Origin of the sequence: Paenibacillus algorifonticola, assembly GCF_050481745.1 — a bacterium.
GTDB classification, from domain to species: Bacteria; Bacillota; Bacilli; order Paenibacillales; family Paenibacillaceae; genus Pristimantibacillus; species Pristimantibacillus algorifonticola_A.
Window position 1 is genome coordinate 75,471 of sequence record NZ_JBCNGR010000011.1, and the last position, 17,460, is coordinate 92,930.

Below are 17,460 nucleotides of genomic sequence, written 5' to 3' on the forward strand. Positions count from 1 at the left end.
CTTACAAAACGATTAATTCCTTATTCGACTTCGTCAGCACTTCAATGCCTGTGTCTGTAATCAAAATATCATCCTCGATACGGACGCCTCCAAAATCAGGAATATAAATGCCAGGCTCGACTGTCAAAATCATCCCCGGCTGCAAAACATCGTCCGACTTCTGGGAAAAGCCCATCCATTCATGGATTTCCAAGCCAAACGCATGACCGAGGCCATGGCCAAAATACTCCCCGTACCCGTAGCCAGCAATGCAGTCCCGTCCCAGCGAATCGCCTTCTTTGCCCGTCATGCCTGGCTTTAGTCCATTTAAGGTGGTTTCGTTCGCTTCCAATACAATCTTATAAATTTCTTTATGCCGCTGCTCTGGCTTGCCGATAAACACCGTCCTAGTCAAGTCGGAGCAATAGCCTTCATAGCTCGCTCCAAAATCAAGGGTAACGAATTCGTTCGTTCCCAGCAGCTTGTCGCTCGCGAGCCCATGCGGCAGTGCAGAACGTAAGCCGGAGGCTACAATCGTAGCGTAAGCCGAAGAGGTCGCCCCATTTTTACGCATAAAATATTCGAGCTCGGCAGAAACGTCCTTCTCAGATAGACCCGGCTTCATGAAGCCTAAAATATGTTCAAACGCTTTTTCCGTAATGTCGATCGCCTTGCGAATAAACCCTTGCTCGCGCTCATCTTTAATGCCGCGCAGCTGTTCAACGATATTTTGGGTCGGGACAAGCTCGAGTCCGTTAAAAGATTCCTCGTAGGCTTCATAGCCTGCCAATGTCACATGATTTTTCTCAAACCCGAGCTTGCGGGCTCCGGCAGCGTCGAGCTTCTCCCGTATAAGCTCGAAGGGCTTGCCTGTATACTGGATGACCTCGTATTCTCTCGCCTGCTCCGTCGCTTGACGCGTATAGCGAAAATCTGTGACAAGCAGCGCCTGATCGTTCGTAATCGCCACAAATCCCGCTGTTCCCGTAAATCCGGTCAAATATCTTCGATTGAATGGACTGGCAATGACTATCCCATCTAGCTGCTTGCGTTCCAGCTGTTCCCTAATCCTCTTGAGCCGCTGGGCTTCCATTTGCATCCCACTCCCTTCGTCAATTCAATGAAATGGATGGTGAAAAAGGGCTGCTCTGCATGAAAAATTGGCTTCCGCTTCGCCTGTTCACCATGTTTTTAAATAGAGTCGCTTTGCACACCCAGCTGGTTATATTGCTCGCGATCCACTATCCGAAGGCCGAATACGCGGCGAATGCGTTTTCCTTCTTTGCCTTGGAAGGTAACGGTAACCTTCTCAGCGCCAGCAAGTGCTGCAGCCGGGAGCGGGAAGTTCACATTATAGAACTTATCCTCTTCCGTAAAGCCTTCCCCCACCTCTGTCAGCAGCTCGCCATTCAAATAAACATCAAACTCGCAATTCGGCATCTCCTGTGCCGATGTATAAGTCACGACCAGCATCATTTCACTTTCGGGCTTCACCTTCAAATCGAATGAGAACCACCCGCCTTGGCCCGCCATGCGGAATGGCCTGCGATTCAACATGCCGACGCGAGTCGAGCTGTCGCCTTTAAAATCATGGTCACGCTCCGGCTGCATTTCTCCTGGCTGCGCATAATCAACTGTGCATTGCTCCAGCCTTTGCATCTTTTCCATCACTTTTCTATAATCCGCTTCCGCTATTGCCCAGCCATCCGGCGTAAACAGGTCCCAATATACGGTATAGGAACGGTCAACCATTTGGTAAAATGGCGCGAGCTCCACATTGCGGGGATAACCGACCAGTTTGCTTTGGAAAGCCAAGCTTTTGCCAGGCACAGCTTCCAGCCATGTATCCAGCGGCTTCCCTTTAGCCAGCAAAACTGGCGCATAAAGGTAATCAGAAGCATGGGGATCATCGTGGCTGCCCAGATCACCCGCAAGCAGCACAGGCCCATAAAAAATCGCTGCGCGATCCGCATTGTCCGCCATAGGCTCCAGCCTCAGCGACATTGGAACAACGATCCGAAGCAAGTCCCCATCGATCCACAAGCGGTTGATTGCGATAAAGGAGCCGGGAGACTGGTCAACCTCTACTTTTTCGCCATTGATTTCAATGGAAACCCCTTGCTTCGCCCAGCCCGGATAGCGAATGTTGAGACTGAACCACACAGGCTTCGCGCATGATAGCTTGAGCCCTATCACATCGTCCAACGGATATTCCGTCTCCTGCAGCAGCGTAACGCCCTTTTCCGTCCACGCCAGCTCAGAATGGATAAACTGGTTCACAAACAGCTGGTCTTCCCCTTTAAAATAAATCGCGCTGCCATAGCTGGCCTGGCTTTCCATCCCTGTGCCGATGCAGCAGGTGAAATCATCGAATTTGTCATCAAAAATTTTATGCCCGCCCATTGCCAGCGACAAAAAGTACGTCATGCCGCCAGACTCTGGATTTTGCGACGCGAGTATATGATTAAATAGCGCCCGTTCATAATAATCGGCTTCCGCGGCGGACGCTTTCCACTCAAACAAATGCTTCGTCAGCTTCAGCATATTATAGGTGTTGCACGTCTCCGTCGTTTGCGGTCCCAGCCTGTCATTAAACGAATCCGCATCGCCAAAATATTCGCCAAAGCTATTGCCGCCATTCGCATAGGAATGATGATGAACGACGCTGTTCCAGAAAAACTCAGCCGTGTCGCGGCGCTTCTCATCATTGGTCCATTCATATTCCTTCGCTAGCCCAATCAGCTTCGGAATTTGCGTATTCGCATGCTTTCCGGGCAAGCAGTCCACATGCTCAGCGAGCGGATCAAGGACAAGCTTATGCCAAAACTTCTCGGCTAACGTTAAATATTTGTATTCATTCGTATCGGCATAAAGATCAGCTAAAACCTCATTCATGCCGCCATACTCGCAAATCATCATTTCTTCCATTTGCTCTGTAGACAGCGGGGAAAGAATGCCCTCAACCCAGTCGGCAAGCTTCCTTTCGACAATGAGCGCTTTCTCATTGCCGGTCAGCCGATAAGCATCCCTCAGTCCCGCAAACAACTTATGCAGCGTGTACAAGGGCGCCCATGCCCCATTCAAGTCAAATCCCTTGGATTGAATATTTCCGGAAGCCACTTCATGGAAAACTTCCTTGCCACGCGGGATTCCAGAAACATAACCATCCCCATGCTTATTTTGGCAAAGCTCAAGCTCATCCGTAATATAATCGACTCTTTCCTTGAATTCCGCCTCGGCCAAAGAGCTATACATCATTGAGCACGCCGATAAATAATGCCCTAACGTATGTCCCGACAAGCTCTCTGCTTCCCAGCCCCCATATTGCGGCGCCCGTGGCTCAAGCCCTGCATACTCTCTAAATCTTGCCAGCAATCGGTCTGGCTCAAGCTCCAGAAGATAGCGGCGATTCGTTTCCATCGCTTGCTTAAAAGGCCCCTCCAGCAGCTTAACCTCGCCTAATGCGAAGGCTTGCGCCGCTTGTTTAATTCTCATGCTTGCTTTCATTTGGTTATCACCCTTTCATACCAGTTAACGTAATGCCTTCAATAAAATAACGCTGCCCTATAAAAAACACGATGATGACAGGCATAATGACAAAGGTGGAAGCGGCCATTAGCAAATGCCACTGCGCACTGTGAAGCGACTGAAACATTTGGAGGCCGAGCGCCATCGTAAATTTGCTTTCCTCATTCAAATAAACGAGCGGCCCCATAAAATCATTCCAGGAATTCATAAACGAAAACAATCCAATGACGATTAAAGCCGGCTTAGACAAAGGGATAATGATGCGGTAAAAAATAGTCCAGGGGCCCGCTCCATCGACATACGCCGCTTCATCCAAATCTTTTGGAATGCTCGAATAAAACTGTCTAAGCAGAAAAATATCAAACGCTGAGCCAAACCAGACCGGCATAATAAGCGGAAAATACGTATTAATGAGATCTACCAATCGCCAGCCAATAAAGGTTGGAATCAAGGTGACTGCACTGGGCAGCATCATGCTGGCTAACAGAAGGGAGAAAAAAATATTTCTCCCCGGCCAGCTCAGTCGGGCATAGCTATACGCGCCAAGCGAGCTGCTGATCAGCGCTCCTGCCAAGCAGCTCACCGTAATAGTCAGCGTATTTCGGAAAAAGCGAAAGAAATCGATCGATGTCAGCGCCTCCACATAGTTTTGAAATTGAAACGGGGAAGGAATCCACTTGGGCGGCATTTCAAAAATTTGCAACGACGTCATGAGCGAGCTGCGTATAAGCCAGAACAGCGGCAGCAGGCAAAAAGCGGCTCCTAGGAGCAGGAAAAAATAGACGGTTATTTGCGAGATTCGGCGGCTTCTCAGCATATGGGCTACACCTCGCTTTCATAAAATACCCATGATTTCGAAGTCCGGAAAAAAATCGCCGTTACAATGAGGATGATGATAAAGAGAATCCAGGCAATCGCCGAAGCATGCCCCATTTCCCCAAATAAAAACGCCTCCCGATAAATGTAATAGTTATAGAACAAGCTCGCATTGTTTGGTCCGCCCTGTGTCATAATGAGCGCTTCGGTGAACACCTGAAAGGCGCCAATCGACCCCATAATCAAATTAAAGAAAATAATCGGTGTCATCATCGGTATCGTAATGTGCAGAAATTTGCGCATGGCGCCTGCACCATCGACGATAGCCGCCTCGTACAACGATCTCGGCACACCTTGCAAGCCCGCCAGAAAAATGATGATCGTGCTCCCCATCCCCCACAGGCTCATAAGAACAATAGAAGGAACGACCGTCTCCTCTGAATAAAGCCAGTTTAAAGTTGGGAGACCCAGCACTTCCAGAAAGCTGTTGAATAGGCCCAAGTCCGGACTGAACAACCAAATCCAAATCATGGAAGAAGCGACAGCAGGCACAATAACGGGCAAATAAAAGATCGTTCGAAAAATCGACTTGCCGCGAATAAACTCCATATTAAGCAAAAAGGCGACGATAAAGGAAAACATAAGCCCGAGAGGAACTCTTAAAATCACGTACTTAAAAGTAACCGCTAAAGAGTTGTAAAAATATTGATCCGTGCCATCAAAAAGCCTCGTATAATTGTCGAACCCGATAAATTTCGGCGTATTCACAATGCGATAATCCGTGAAGCTTAGCAATAAGCTCGATAGCATCGGCAAAATGGTGAAAGTGAGCAGGCCCAAAATGCTGGGCAAGGCAAACAGGATGCCGGCAAGCGCAATACGGCGTTTACGAGTGATAAAAAAACCTCCTCTCCGGGCGGATGGCTATCCCCCTGGCTACCTTCCGTAATAGCCCTGAATCAGCGGCTCCACTTTAGGTTCAACCCCTTTTAACGCTTGCTCGGCCGTTTCCTTGCCCGTCCATACCAAATCAAGGGCAGGTGTGACAAGCGCATTGATTTTAGCTAGATTTTTCACCTCAAAGCCAGGCGTCCGTATGCCATTCTCCAGCGTTTGCTTCATAAAGGATTCGGTATAGCCCTCTGGATGCGCCTTGTTTCCTGACGCCCATTTGCTGATCAGCTCTGGATCGGTATACCACGCTTTTTTGAGCGGCATCCATAACCCACCTGCGATCAGCGGCAGCACCGATTCCGGATCAGCCATATATTTATAAAGCAGCCACGCTTCCGCAGGATGTTTGGTTGAGCTGAATATGACCGTTGGTGCGCCATCCAGCAGCGTATTGCTATCTTTTAATTTGGGAAGAACGCCTACGCCTAGATTAAAGTCCTGTTCGGCGAATGCTTGCAGAGCCCAGTTTCCAGATACGGTCATGGCGACTTTTTTCGTCTGCAGCGCCATATCGGGAAGGCTTTTCGTTTGAAGCGGGGTAGGTGAAACATGGTGTACATACATTAGGTCAGCAAGCTTTTGAATCGCTTCGATCGCTTCCGGCTCCACGAGTCCAAAGCCCTTGCCATCTTCCGTCAAGAAGTTGCCGCCATTGGACACAACCGCTGCCATCATGTTGTAAGGATCATATTGAAAGCCGTACTGTTTGATTTTATTTGGATTAAAGGCAGGGTCCAGCGCATTTTTCCCCGTGTCATCCAGCGTTAATTTTTTTGAATATTCGATAAACGTATCCCAATCCCATGCCTTGCCTGCTTCTGTCGGAGGCAGCTCCACACCGGCGTCCAGCAGCATATCCTTGTTGTACATGAGCCCATAGCCTTCTACTGCTGTGCTCATTCCGATTGTCTTGCCAGGCGCGTAGTCATACCAAATTTGATCTAAATAATCTTCCTTCTTAAAATCGGGATCGCCTTCAATGAGCGGGGTGAGATTGAGCAGCTTTCCATCCTCTGCCCAGGTGAGCGCCGCGCCAGAAGACAAATAACCGAGATCCGGTGCCACATTTCCGGCTACCATTGTCGTCAGCTTCGTCAAATAATCCGATGGCACATGCATAGGCTCAACGATGATGCCCGTTTCTTGCTCAAAACGCTTAAGCGCCTCCGTAACCGTCTTCTTCTCGATCGTATCGCCCCAAAAGGAAAATTTAAGCGTAACCTGCTCGCCGTCTTTCGGTGGTTTTACGCCGGATTGATTTTCAGGAGACCCTTCATCGCTGGAGCAGGCTGTCAGTATGACTGTCATGGTGAAAACTGCCGACAAAGCTAATGCGGTTAAACGTTTAGCTTTCTTCATTGGCTCGCCCTCCATCCTATTTACAAATGGTTTATAGTTTTATTGTAAATAAGAGCCGCTATAAAAAGAATTCGAACATTTTTGTATTGGTGGAGGATCTTCGCTTTTTCTATATAGGCAAATGAATTTTCACCACTGTGCCCTGTTGAGGCTGGGAATGAATGGTAACGCCATAGGAATCTCCGTAGATAAGCTTTATTCGTTTGTCGACATTTTGAATGCCGATCGAGCTGCTTTCCGTTTCGGTCAAAGACGCAATTTGGCTCTCTGGAATGCCGATGCCGTTATCTTCGACCGTGAAGCAGCGCTGCTTGTCCTCCAGCCAGCCGCGAATGTGAATAAGCCCGCCGCAATGAATATGGGCAAAGCCATGCACAATGGCATTTTCAACAAAGGGCTGCAAAAAAAGCTTAGGCACCGTGTATGTATAAAGCTCGGGAGCAATGTCATAGGTAACGGCAAATTTCCCTTCAAAACGTTGATCCGTGATAAAAATATAATGCTTGAGCCAATTTAAATCATCATTGAAATCGCCTATGTCCTGGCTATTTGCAGATGTGTACTGCAGCATCGCAGATAAGCTGACGATCATGCTGCTTAGTTCCTTCTGATTATTTTCCAAAGCGGTCCAATTCATAATGTTTAAGGTGTTATACAAAAAATGAGGGTTTAGCTGTATATTCAGCGACATAATTTGCGTTTCTTTCTCCCTTAGCTTGACGATGTAATTCTCTTCAATTAATCGATTAATTTTTACATTCATTTGATTGTATTTATGGATCAGATAGCCCATTTCATTATAGGATTCGACGGGAATTCGGGTGTCGAATTCGCCCTCTCCTGTCTTTTTTATCGCTTTCAGCAGCTGATGAATAGGCTTCGTAATGGAACTCGCGAATATATAAGCCAGCAGAAGCGATACGATAAGCAGAAATACAGCCAGGTACAGCGTATAGGATTTAATTTCCGGCAAAAAAGAGGCCATTAGCTTGCCCGGGGAAATCGTAATGCCCGATATCCACCCCGTTACTTTAGACGTATCAAAGCAAACGATTAATGGCTTTCCATCCTGCATAACGGTTATCGTGCCGCTTTTCATCGCTGCGATCTCATCGAGCCATGCGGGCTTGCCGAGACGGGCTTCTTTAAACATATCCGTGCCAGATATGAGCTCGCCCTCCGGACTCAAAATAAAATAAGAAGCGCCATCAGCAGGAAGTGCTCCCGACAAATGTGCGCCGTACATCTCAGGATTATAGGTCACGACCAGCACCGGCAGCTCAGCCTTCCCTTGCAGCTCGATCACTTCGCTATTATTAATTTGAAACAACTTGATCAGGCGTACACCCGACAATAGATGGGCATATTCTGGCGGCCTCACTTGGCTCGTTTTCCGGTCAAACATCCGATCGAACGAAAACGTCGGCACCCATGCCATCCCCCCGTTTACTGCCCATGCCCTTTGATATAAAGCGGTCTTATTAAAATCCTGATACGGAATAAAAGTAGACGTGCCGATATTTGCATAACTCGTCATCAAATGAATCGAGTAGATTTGATTTAAGTCGAGAAAGTATTTGCTGAGGACTTGATTCACTTTTTTCTCCATCGTAATCATGCTGTATTCGTCCGTAGGGTCCGCATGCAGGTATTGGTCATACAGCACCTGATCGGCGAACATGGCCAGACTGCTTTCTTCCACCCGTGATAGCTCTTCATCAATGATTTCATTGTTTTGCTTTACGATTGAATAGAGGTTTTGCCGGGCAAAATCCGCAACAAATTCCCTACTGGAATAAAAATATTTTGAGCTCAATATGACGAGCGGCAGCGTGACGATTAAGGCATAGGTCAGCAAAAGCTTGGAGCGCAAGCTAAAATGCTTTTGAAAGCGATGTAAAAAATAAGGCGTCCGCAGGCTAAGCCCCTCCTTTAGCGAGTAGCAGATAAATGACGGTATTCCTCTGGGCTGCTGCCATACTCCTTGCGGAACAGCCTTATGAAATATTTTACATCCTTATAGCCAACGTTTTCGGCAATTTGGTATACCTTTTGCGAGGTTTGCAATAATTGCCCGGCTGCAGCCTTCATTCTCGTTTGCATAATATATTGGTTGATCGTCGTATGAGTATGCGTTTTGAATAACAAGCAAAAGTAGGAAGCATTAAAGTGAAATTTCGCAGCGATCATACTGAGGGATAATTCTTCGTTATAGTGGTTTTCAATGTAGGCTTTGCAGGCATCAATAATCGCTTCATTTCGACAGGATGCAGTTCGATTATCCAAACCATCGGCCAACTCGAAAATCCATGCCTGGGCCGTATTTTTTAATTGCTCGATGGTATGGCATTGCAGCAGCGCTTCCTCAAATGCAGCACTATTAATAGCAAGCAGCCCTTTTTCCAATAAGCAGGAGGTTAAATGATGGATAGCAGCAGCGATGGCATATACCAGCTTTTCAGGCTGGGGGAAGCCGCTTGCGGTCGCCTGATTCATCGTCGCATCCAGATAAGCTTGAATGCCAGCCTTATCGCCCGCAACAACGGCGTCTGTCAAAAAACGCACATCAAGCTTGAGCAGCGCCTGATGCCCGCTGTCATTTATTTGGTCCGCTTCGAGCACAATGCCTCCGCCTTTGTAAAATCTCGTTTGCAGGGCGAGACTAGCTTGTTTAAAAGATTTTCTGGCTTCATTCTCCCACTTGGTGAAGCAACAACCTAATCCAAACGTTAATTCGGCTCCATGCTCAGCCGAGAAGTGGCGAATAATCATCCGCAGCCTTGCTTCCCATTCAGGGGTGACGATGGCTCCGTTTTCCTCGCTAATAATCAAGGTATAAAGCGCCTTATCGGACATATAGAAAGCAAAGGGAAATTTTTGCGCCTTCAAGGCTGCCTCCAGCCTCGCTTTGAGCTCATTTTGCATCCATTTAAGATCGCCTGTCCCTGTTTTCACATTCAGCACCGCAGCCATCACCATCCCCTGCTTAACAGCTGGAAAGGATCTTTCAAGCCGCTGATAATCGTCTGCATCCGGTGATCCTTCAAACAATTCGGCAAGGGAAGCTTCCATAGAAGCGAGGCGTATGGCGTGCATTTTAAGCTCCGTTTTCGCAAGCAGCTGAACGATTTTTTGTTCCTCAACCGGCTTCAGCAAATAATCGTTAGCCCCCAATTGCAGGGCGCGCTGCGCGTATTCAAAGTCCGAATAAGCGCTCATTATAATAATGCTTTCGCTTCCCCCGCGTTCGATGAGACGCTCCATAAATTGGAGGCCATCCATAATCGGCATCTGAATATCTGTAAATACCAAATCAATCGGATGATTGCTCATGCTCTGCAAGGCGTCAGCGCCATCCATTGCATCATAAATGGTATATTCCGGCCGCAAATTTTTAAGCATCCGGGATAGCCCTCTTCTGTGCTTCGGTTCATCATCAACTACTAAAACGTTCAACATCTTCCATCCCCCTTCATTTCAATAGCTTTTCTTTAGCAATATCAATGGGATGTTTCTAGCTGTTATCGTTTACACGTCCTATTCTATATACAATCTTAATAATTACAATAAAGATTCAGAAGCAATACTTTCATTTTTTCAACCAATTGCGTTTATTGGTATCCCATTGCCCAAGTATGCAAACAGCAAACAGCGGCAAAGGCTGCGCACCTTATCCCACTCGGCGGGACGAAGATGCGGCTGCCTTGCCGCTGCTTTAGCTGATTGATTGAACACATGCGTTGCTGACTGCCTGCTCGCCCTTATCCTTTTACCGACCCGAGCATAACACCTTTGGCAAAATGCTTTTGCAAAAACGGATACACGAGCAAAATCGGAATCGTCGCAAATACGATGACCGCCATCCGAATCGTTTGCGGCTGAATCGCCGTTTCATCGAATCCGGTATCGCCAATGCGGCTTTGCGCCAAAATGACAATTTCCCGCAGCAGCACCTGTACCGGCCACTTATCGCTGTCGTTAATATAAATGATGGCGCTGAAAAACTGGTTCCAATGCGATACCGCATAAAACATGCCGAACGTTGCAATGGCAGGCATCGATAGCGGAATGACAATGCGGAACAGCACACCGACGTCGGTACAGCCATCAATTCGCGCGGAATCCTCTAGTCCATCAGGGATTTGCTGAAAAAAGTTTTTCAGCACAATGAGATTAAACGCGCTTATGGCATTCGGGATCATCAGCGACCACAGCGTATTCGTCAGCCCCATGCCGCTTACGACAAAATAAGTCGGAATGAGCCCGCCGCTGAACAGCATCGTGAACAGCACCGCCATTAAAATCGGCTGCCGCCCGCGCAGCGTCTGCTTTGCAAGCGGATAAGCCATCAGGCAGGTCAATAGCAGATTGATGGCCGTGCCGAGCGTCGTCACATAAATCGAGACGAGCAGGCTGCGCATTAGCGTATCGGTCGAGAAAATATATTGATAAGCCGACAGCGAGAACGACTTCGGAAAAAGAATAAAGCCCCCTTTTGCCGCCTCCTCTGGACTCGTAAAAGATACAGCCAAAATATAAATGAACGGCAGTACCGTCACCAAAGCAATAATCGTCAGCACGATGAAATTGGCGCCGTCAAACAATTTATTGCCCAGCGTATTGTCAACGCGAACATAAGACTGATCCTGACTCATTGTCCTCTCCTCCTGTTCTCATAATGGCGCTAGTAAACCCCTTCCTGCCCAAACTTCTTGGCCATCCAGTTGGCTCCCAGCACCAGAATGAGGCCGATAAAGGATTTGAACAAGCCAACTGCCGCGCTGTAGCTGTACTGGGCCTGCGTCAAGCCTTTCACGTACACATACGTGTCGAATACTTCGCCTACATCGCGGTTCGTCGGAGCAAGCATGAGGAAAATATGCTCGAACCCGGAATCGAGAAACGTGCCAAGCCGCAAAATAAGCAAAATAACGATGGTGCTGCGAATGGCCGGCAGTGTAATATGCCACAACTGTCTTAGCCGATTGGCTCCGTCAATCCGCGCTGCTTCATACAGCTGCACATCAACGCCCGACAGCGCTGCGAGAAAAATAATCGTGCCCCAGCCTACTTCCTTCCAGATCGACTGTGACATAATAATCGTTCGGAACCAGCTCGGCTCCAGCAAGAAGGCAATTTTATGCCCGGTCAGCGCAAACAGCATTTCATTGATAATGCCGCCTTCCGTCGTCAGGATAATGTAGAATACCCCTACGACGACGACCCAGGAGACGAAATGGGGAATATAAATCATCGTCTGCACAAACCGCTTGAACCGCTCGACCCGTACTTCATTCAGCATCAATGCAAGCACAATCGGCAGCGGAAAGAAAAAGACGATGTTGTAAATCGCCAGCAGCAGCGTATTGCGGAACAGCTGCCAAAACTGCGGCTCCGAGAAAAATCGCTCGAAATGCTTAAGTCCCGCCCAGCTGCTCCCCATTACACCCTGATAGGGTTGATAATCCTGAAACGCGATAATGACGCCGTACATCGGGACATATTTGAAAATGATGAAAAATAGTACGCCTGGAAGCAGCATCGCATACATCCATTTATCCTTGATCAGCTCCCGCAGCCACTCGCTGCGTCTGCTTACCCGCTCCTTGCCAAGCGTTGATCCGCCTGGCCTGCTACTGCTGCTGCCCGTCGTGCGGATTTGTGCGTTCATGCGCGTCCCTCCCTTGTTAGCCTCCAAGCTCTACGAAGGACGACTCATATTCCTTCACGACTGCATCGCCGCCAGCCTTCGCCCATTTGTCTACTTCCGCCTGAAAGCCTGCACCGTCAATTTGGCCCATAATATATTTCGTTTCCGCATCGCGAATAATGAGATCAAGCTCTACTCCACGTTCATTATAGGTTGGCGAATTGAGCGTCAGCGCGGGATTCGGCACCGCATATTGAACGTTATCCCTCGCCATTTTTGTGCCTTTTAGAGCAATTGGCGTATCATCAATTTCCGGGACATTGTAGCCTTCGATGTTAAGCAGTCCGTCACGATAAGGCTTGACCTCCCGCTGGAACAACGCAAAATCCGTAAACTTCGTTTTAGTGCCATCCACGACCTCATAATGCTTGCCTTCAATGCCGCGCATTTGCAGCGTGGACATCGGCTCATCCATCAGCTTGTCGAGGAAGGTCAGCACGCGCTTCAGCTCCGCCTCATCCTTGACTGCCGATTTGGGAATCGCCAAAAATCCAAAGTTGCCCGGCTCGCCTGCGATGCGCGGACCATCTGGCCCAGCGAACGGCGCAATATCCCATTCTGCCGTCGGAATCGTTTCCTTCATGGCGACAGAGTAGCTCTGTACATTTTGCGCCGACACATTCAACCGCATGCCGACCCTGCCGTCATACATCGCCTTATCCAGCTCCGTTACATCGTAGACGGCAAAATCCTGATTAATCAGCTTGTCTGCATACAGCTTGCGGAACAGCTGGAGCACCTCCATATATGGCTGTGTCTTAAACTCCGGCGTGAATTTGCCATTGTCCTCACCCCAGCGATTGACGCCGCCAATGCTGACCGCCAGCCTCGTAATGACGGGCTGCGTTCCGGCGTTGTAATTTTTAAACAGCATCGTGCCATAAGAATCCTGCTTGCCATTGCCATCTGGATCACTTTCAGAAAACGCTTTCATAACGTTATACCAATCATCCATCGTTGCGGGCAGTGATAGCCCGGATTTATCAAACCAATCTTTGCGGTAGACGACGGCTGCCCGGCCAATGTCGCGGTAGTTCGGGATGCCGAACAGCTTGCCGTCGATTTTTATATTGTCATAGTAGCGCTGATCCTGCGCCGCCAGATTCGGATAATCCTTCAAATACGGCCCCAGCTCCCAAAACAAGCCGTTGCGCGCGGCATTCATTACGTTTGGCACATAGTTGACCTTTAAAATTTGCGGAAGCTCATTGGAAGCAATCATCACGTTGATTTTATCATCGAACGCTGCTTGCGGAATCCACTGAATCGCAAGCTCCGTATTCGTATACTTTTCAATCGCCTGCTCCACCTCATTGCCCTTCGCTGGAATATCGCCCACTTGGCGCAGCGCAATCGACAGCTTATATGGCTTGCCCACACCTGCATTCTCCCCGGTATTTCCCCCGCTGCTGCCTGCTTTCTCTCCTGTTCCCGCACAGCCCGCGGCGAGCCCCAGCGTCAATACGCCGGAGCAGATGAGGTTCACCCACCGCTTGCTGCTGCTTGCTAAAGGCTGAATCGGCTTGCTTTTCATGAGTCGTCTCCCCTTTTAATAGGAATGCTTGCCACTGCTGCTCTTTACAACCTTTTACTGCTTCGTTTGCGACGTGCGATCCTGCAGCTGATGGACGGATAGCGCTCCCCAGCTTAAATCCGGCACTCGGTATTGCTCGATTTTATCCGGGTCCAGCTCCATCCCAAGCCCTGGCTTGTCAGCACCTGGCACGATCAGATAACCTTCCTCGTAACGAACCGACTCCTTGACCACATCGCCGACATATAGCTCCGGTCCCGTCGGGTCCGACGTATAATTCAGGTTGACGAGCGTGCTTCCGAGATGTGCCATGGCGGCTGTGCCGATCGACAGCTCCTGCGTCGTGCCCAGCAGACAGCCTTTGCCTGCAACTTCCGCGGCAGCTGCCGCTTTCCGGGCAGAGGTCAGGCCGCCAATGAAAATCGGCGAAATATTGAAAATATCTACGCTGTCCTGCCGCAGCATCTCATGCTGCTGGCGGAAGCTCCACACATGCTCGCTCACGGGATAATCCGATTTCATGCGAACTTGCCGCAGCCCTTCGAAATCATTTTGCGGAGCCGGGCTCTCGACCATTTCAAAGTCATAAGCAGATAAGCGGCGTATCGCCTTAAGCGATGCCTTCCAGTCCAGCAAATGGCTGAAATCAAGCGATTTAATTTTCACCCGTGAGCCGAACTCGCGCTGGACCCCGTCCAGAAACGCCTCATCCGCATCAAGGTTTTTGCCGACATACAGCCGGAATACGTCAAACCCCTGTGCCAGCCGCTCGCGGACGACAGCGATATTTTCTTCAACCTCCTCCATAAACCGGTGTCGGAAGATCGGAAAGCATACTTTAATTTTGTCCTGAATAGCCCCGCCCATAAATTCAGACACCGACTTATTCAGTGCCTTCGCGCACAAATCATGCAGCGCGGCATCAATGCCATTGCGGATAAAATTGCCTTTCTCATAATAAAAGTTGGCTTCGGGAAAATGGCTTTTCAGCTCCATATTGATGCGCGACAGCTGGAAGGGATTTTGTCCGATCAGGATGCCCTTGAGCACTGTCGCCAGGTCATTCAAATCAATCGAATAATAAGGAAGATGGGAAAAGTCCGACATTTCGCCGATGCCCGTCAAGCCCTCATCGGTCATTAGCTCTACTATGACATGCTTGCTGACAAAGCCGGTAGAACGCGGCACGCCAACGACGGTTAAGCGCAGATCAGACAGCTTCATGAATCGAAACACTCCCTTTATTGTTAGGCTGTAGCCCTTCATGTAGGGCAAGCAATGCCAAGCCTTGCGTAAACGGCGTAATTTCATACGGGATTTGATTATAGGCTTCCGCATCCGCCTTCACAGGAGTACCTGACGAACCGCCTGTTACATAACCTTCTTCATCAATGCTTGCCACTACTGCATCAAGCGCCCGCTCCGCCACCTCGCGGTACTGCTCCGAAATAAGGCCGAGCCTGATCCCTTTCAGCAAGCCATAAGCAATGCCAGCGGTAGCGGACGTTTCCGTATACGTGTCCTTCCGGTTCAGCACCGTTCTCCACAGCCCTGAAGCCTCTTGCAGCTCGGCTAGCCTCTTTACTTGCGCATGGAGCGTTTCCAAAATCGCCTCCCGCTCCGCAAACTCGGACGGCAGCAGCTCCAAAATATCAACGATGCCCGCCGTCATCCACGCATTGCCTCGGCCCCAATGAACGCCGATCCACTTCCGCTGCTTATCGTTCCAGCCATGATAAAATAGCTTCTCTTCAGGGTCGAACAGCAGCTTGCAATGCAGAGCGAGCTGTCTTCCGGCTTCCAGCCTGAACCGCTCATCATGGAGGATTGCTCCCCGCTGCGCCATATAAAGCAAGCTCATAAACAGCGTATCGGCCCATACCTGATCCGACCAGTCATTGTCCAGCACTGTATGCTCCAGAGCTCCTGAATCGGTGCGCGGCCCGCTATTCAGCAAATAATCGTCAAATGTCTGAAAAAAACTCGCATATTGTCCCTCATCGTCCTGATCCCGCAAATGCAGCATCGTCAGCAGCAGCGAGTTGGAGTTTACGCAAACCTTCTCAAAATGCGCTTTGATTCGCCCATCAATCCAGCCTTTCAGCATCAGGTCATAGGGTGCATCTCCCGCTGCCTCTCCTGCCTTCACTACCCCATAGAAGGCAACCCCGATGCTCCAATCCCAGCGCCGCCAGCGTATGCCTCCGGGTTCATCCGAAAAGGTATGGCTCAGCGCCAGCGTCCGCTCAGCGGTTCGACTTAGCAGCAATTGCCGTTCTGATCTGTTTTGCTCCGCCATTTAACTTCCTCCTTTTTGATTAAAATCCATTTAATGCGCTTACATGAGGTGAAACGGCTGTCGCCGTCTTTTAGTGGCGCTGCGCGTTTCAGTCCGAGAAATATAGAGAAAGGATGAAAAATTCATATACTTTCCTATATTTCAAGGTGAAACAGCTGTCGCCGTCTTTTGGCGGCGCGGCGCGTTTCAGTCCGAGAAATATAGAGAGGAGATGGGAAAATCATATACTCCCTATATTTTTATAAAAGGAATTGCCCCTATACGGGCTGCAGCAAGCCCCATTCCCTCAGCATGCCTGCTACCTCTTCACATTCCTTGCTCGTTAATGTGCTGATAGGCGGGCGCACCGCTCTCGTTGCGATCAGCCCCAGCTGGTACATCGCTTCCTTGACTACGCTTACATTATTGCCATTTCGATGGCTTTCCCGCAGCTGCTCGAATGGAAGCACCTCGCGCCAAATTTCCATCGCTCGCTCATAGTTTCCTGCTTTCAGCGCCTCCAGCATCGCAAACGATCTTTGGGTATCCACATTGACCATTCCCGACGTAAAGCCCTTCGCCCCGGCCGCATAAAACGTCGGCGCCCACATTTCAGCCGTGCCGCATATCCACACGATGTCGTCCTCCACAGCTTGTACAGCGCGGCTAAAGGATGGCGGATGATTAATCGCATATTTGATGCCCACAACATTCGGTATGGCGGCAGCCTGTACAATCGCCTCATGCGTAATTTGCTCACTGCGTATATAAAGCACCATGGGCAGCGAGGTTGCGGCCGCGATTTGCTTATAATAATCGACTACGCCCTGCGCCAGCAAATAGGGATGAACCGGCTGATGCACCATAATGCCGTCAGCGCCGCATTTTTCCGCATGTAGGGCTAGCTCGGAAGCTGTATTCGCATCATAGCCCACCCCGGCAATGACCAAACTTTCGTGGTTAACGGTGTCTGTCACAAAACGCGTAACCTCCTTAGCCTCCTCCACGCTCAGCGCATAAAATTCGCCTGTGTTGCCGCAGGGATATATCGCTTGAATGCCTTGGTCAAGCAAATAGCGAATGTTGCCTTGCAGCGATGTCCAATCAATGCCGAGCTGTCCATCAAACGGTGTCACATTAATCGCATTGATGCCTCTTAGTTTAGCTTTAATGCCATCGTGCATCGTCTCAGCATCTCCCTTCTCTTCATCTTCTGTTGTTTGCTCCAGCGGTTTGCCTGCGGAATAAAGGCCAGCCATCGTTTCATTCCGCCCGCTGCCTAAGCTGTTGTTGCTAATGCTT

At 49.3% G+C, this 17,460-nt stretch carries 13 protein-coding genes; all 13 read right to left on the bottom strand.

Going from position 1 to position 17,460, the window contains the following annotated elements:
* Position 1: 1 nt before the first annotated feature.
* The 13 genes from ABEW34_RS13200 to ABEW34_RS13260 all read right to left on the bottom strand — a co-directional run bounded on the left by ABEW34_RS13200 (position 2) and on the right by ABEW34_RS13260 (position 17,417).
* A complete protein-coding gene (locus ABEW34_RS13200; RefSeq protein ID WP_430159341.1) occupies positions 2 to 1,072 on the bottom strand; it encodes a M24 family metallopeptidase in 1,071 nt (356 codons plus the stop codon).
* 98 nt (positions 1,073 to 1,170) lie between these two features.
* A complete protein-coding gene (locus tag ABEW34_RS13205) occupies positions 1,171 to 3,486 on the bottom strand; it encodes a beta-L-arabinofuranosidase domain-containing protein (RefSeq protein WP_430159344.1) in 2,316 nt (771 codons plus the stop codon).
* A gap of 7 nt (positions 3,487 to 3,493) precedes the next feature.
* Positions 3,494 to 4,324 (bottom strand): carbohydrate ABC transporter permease, encoded by an 831-nt coding sequence (locus ABEW34_RS13210; RefSeq protein ID WP_430159347.1) that lies wholly within the window; start codon positions 4,322 to 4,324, stop codon positions 3,494 to 3,496.
* 5 nt (positions 4,325 to 4,329) lie between these two features.
* On the bottom strand, positions 4,330 to 5,133 hold the full coding sequence (locus tag ABEW34_RS13215) for a carbohydrate ABC transporter permease (protein ID WP_430159457.1): 804 nt from the start codon (positions 5,131 to 5,133) through the stop codon (positions 4,330 to 4,332).
* 126 nt (positions 5,134 to 5,259) lie between these two features.
* Positions 5,260 to 6,636 (bottom strand): ABC transporter substrate-binding protein, encoded by a 1,377-nt coding sequence (locus tag ABEW34_RS13220; protein ID WP_430159350.1) that lies wholly within the window; start codon positions 6,634 to 6,636, stop codon positions 5,260 to 5,262.
* A 109-nt stretch (positions 6,637 to 6,745) separates the two neighbouring features.
* A complete protein-coding gene (locus ABEW34_RS13225) occupies positions 6,746 to 8,509 on the bottom strand; it encodes a sensor histidine kinase (protein ID WP_430159353.1) in 1,764 nt (587 codons plus the stop codon).
* Between the two features lie 59 nt (positions 8,510 to 8,568).
* The gene (locus ABEW34_RS13230; RefSeq protein WP_430159356.1) at positions 8,569 to 10,095 is read right to left on the bottom strand and encodes a response regulator transcription factor; all 1,527 of its coding nucleotides are present in this window, start codon (positions 10,093 to 10,095) and stop codon (positions 8,569 to 8,571) included.
* 302 nt (positions 10,096 to 10,397) lie between these two features.
* A complete protein-coding gene (locus ABEW34_RS13235; protein ID WP_056028386.1) occupies positions 10,398 to 11,291 on the bottom strand; it encodes a carbohydrate ABC transporter permease in 894 nt (297 codons plus the stop codon).
* 29 nt (positions 11,292 to 11,320) lie between these two features.
* A complete protein-coding gene (locus ABEW34_RS13240; RefSeq protein ID WP_430159359.1) occupies positions 11,321 to 12,307 on the bottom strand; it encodes an ABC transporter permease in 987 nt (328 codons plus the stop codon).
* A gap of 16 nt (positions 12,308 to 12,323) precedes the next feature.
* Entirely contained in the window at positions 12,324 to 13,880 is a 1,557-nt protein-coding gene (locus ABEW34_RS13245; protein ID WP_430159362.1) for an extracellular solute-binding protein, read from the bottom strand.
* 54 nt (positions 13,881 to 13,934) lie between these two features.
* Positions 13,935 to 15,104: a mandelate racemase/muconate lactonizing enzyme family protein gene (locus ABEW34_RS13250; protein WP_430159365.1), complete on the bottom strand. Its 1,170-nt coding sequence runs from the start codon at positions 15,102 to 15,104 to the stop codon at positions 13,935 to 13,937.
* On the bottom strand, positions 15,091 to 16,179 hold the full coding sequence (locus ABEW34_RS13255; RefSeq protein ID WP_430159368.1) for a glycoside hydrolase family 88/105 protein: 1,089 nt from the start codon (positions 16,177 to 16,179) through the stop codon (positions 15,091 to 15,093). Before ABEW34_RS13255 ends, ABEW34_RS13250 begins: the two co-directional genes overlap by 14 nt.
* 257 nt (positions 16,180 to 16,436) lie before the next feature.
* Complete coding sequence (locus tag ABEW34_RS13260) at positions 16,437 to 17,417, bottom strand: dihydrodipicolinate synthase family protein (protein ID WP_430159371.1); 981 nt, start codon at positions 17,415 to 17,417, stop codon at positions 16,437 to 16,439.
* Between the last annotated feature and the right edge of the window lie 43 nt (positions 17,418 to 17,460).

Bases quoted from the DNA above. Each gene is read 5' to 3' on its own strand.
- ABEW34_RS13230 (WP_430159356.1), bottom strand. From the start codon at position 10,095: ATGTTGAACGTTTTAGTAGTTGATGATGAACCGAAGCACAGAAGAGGG.
- ABEW34_RS13235 (WP_056028386.1), bottom strand. From the start codon at position 11,291: ATGAGTCAGGATCAGTCTTATGTTCGCGTTGACAATACGCTGGGCAAT.
- ABEW34_RS13215 (WP_430159457.1), bottom strand. From the start codon at position 5,133: ATGCTATCGAGCTTATTGCTAAGCTTCACGGATTATCGCATTGTGAAT.
- ABEW34_RS13245 (WP_430159362.1), bottom strand. From the start codon at position 13,880: ATGAAAAGCAAGCCGATTCAGCCTTTAGCAAGCAGCAGCAAGCGGTGG.
- ABEW34_RS13205 (WP_430159344.1), bottom strand. From the start codon at position 3,486: ATGAAAGCAAGCATGAGAATTAAACAAGCGGCGCAAGCCTTCGCATTA.
- ABEW34_RS13255 (WP_430159368.1), bottom strand. From the start codon at position 16,179: ATGGCGGAGCAAAACAGATCAGAACGGCAATTGCTGCTAAGTCGAACC.
- ABEW34_RS13260 (WP_430159371.1), bottom strand. From the start codon at position 17,417: ATGGCTGGCCTTTATTCCGCAGGCAAACCGCTGGAGCAAACAACAGAA.
- ABEW34_RS13240 (WP_430159359.1), bottom strand. From the start codon at position 12,307: ATGAACGCACAAATCCGCACGACGGGCAGCAGCAGTAGCAGGCCAGGC.
- ABEW34_RS13210 (WP_430159347.1), bottom strand. From the start codon at position 4,324: ATGCTGAGAAGCCGCCGAATCTCGCAAATAACCGTCTATTTTTTCCTG.
- ABEW34_RS13200 (WP_430159341.1), bottom strand. From the start codon at position 1,072: ATGGAAGCCCAGCGGCTCAAGAGGATTAGGGAACAGCTGGAACGCAAG.
- ABEW34_RS13220 (WP_430159350.1), bottom strand. From the start codon at position 6,636: ATGAAGAAAGCTAAACGTTTAACCGCATTAGCTTTGTCGGCAGTTTTC.
- ABEW34_RS13250 (WP_430159365.1), bottom strand. From the start codon at position 15,104: ATGAAGCTGTCTGATCTGCGCTTAACCGTCGTTGGCGTGCCGCGTTCT.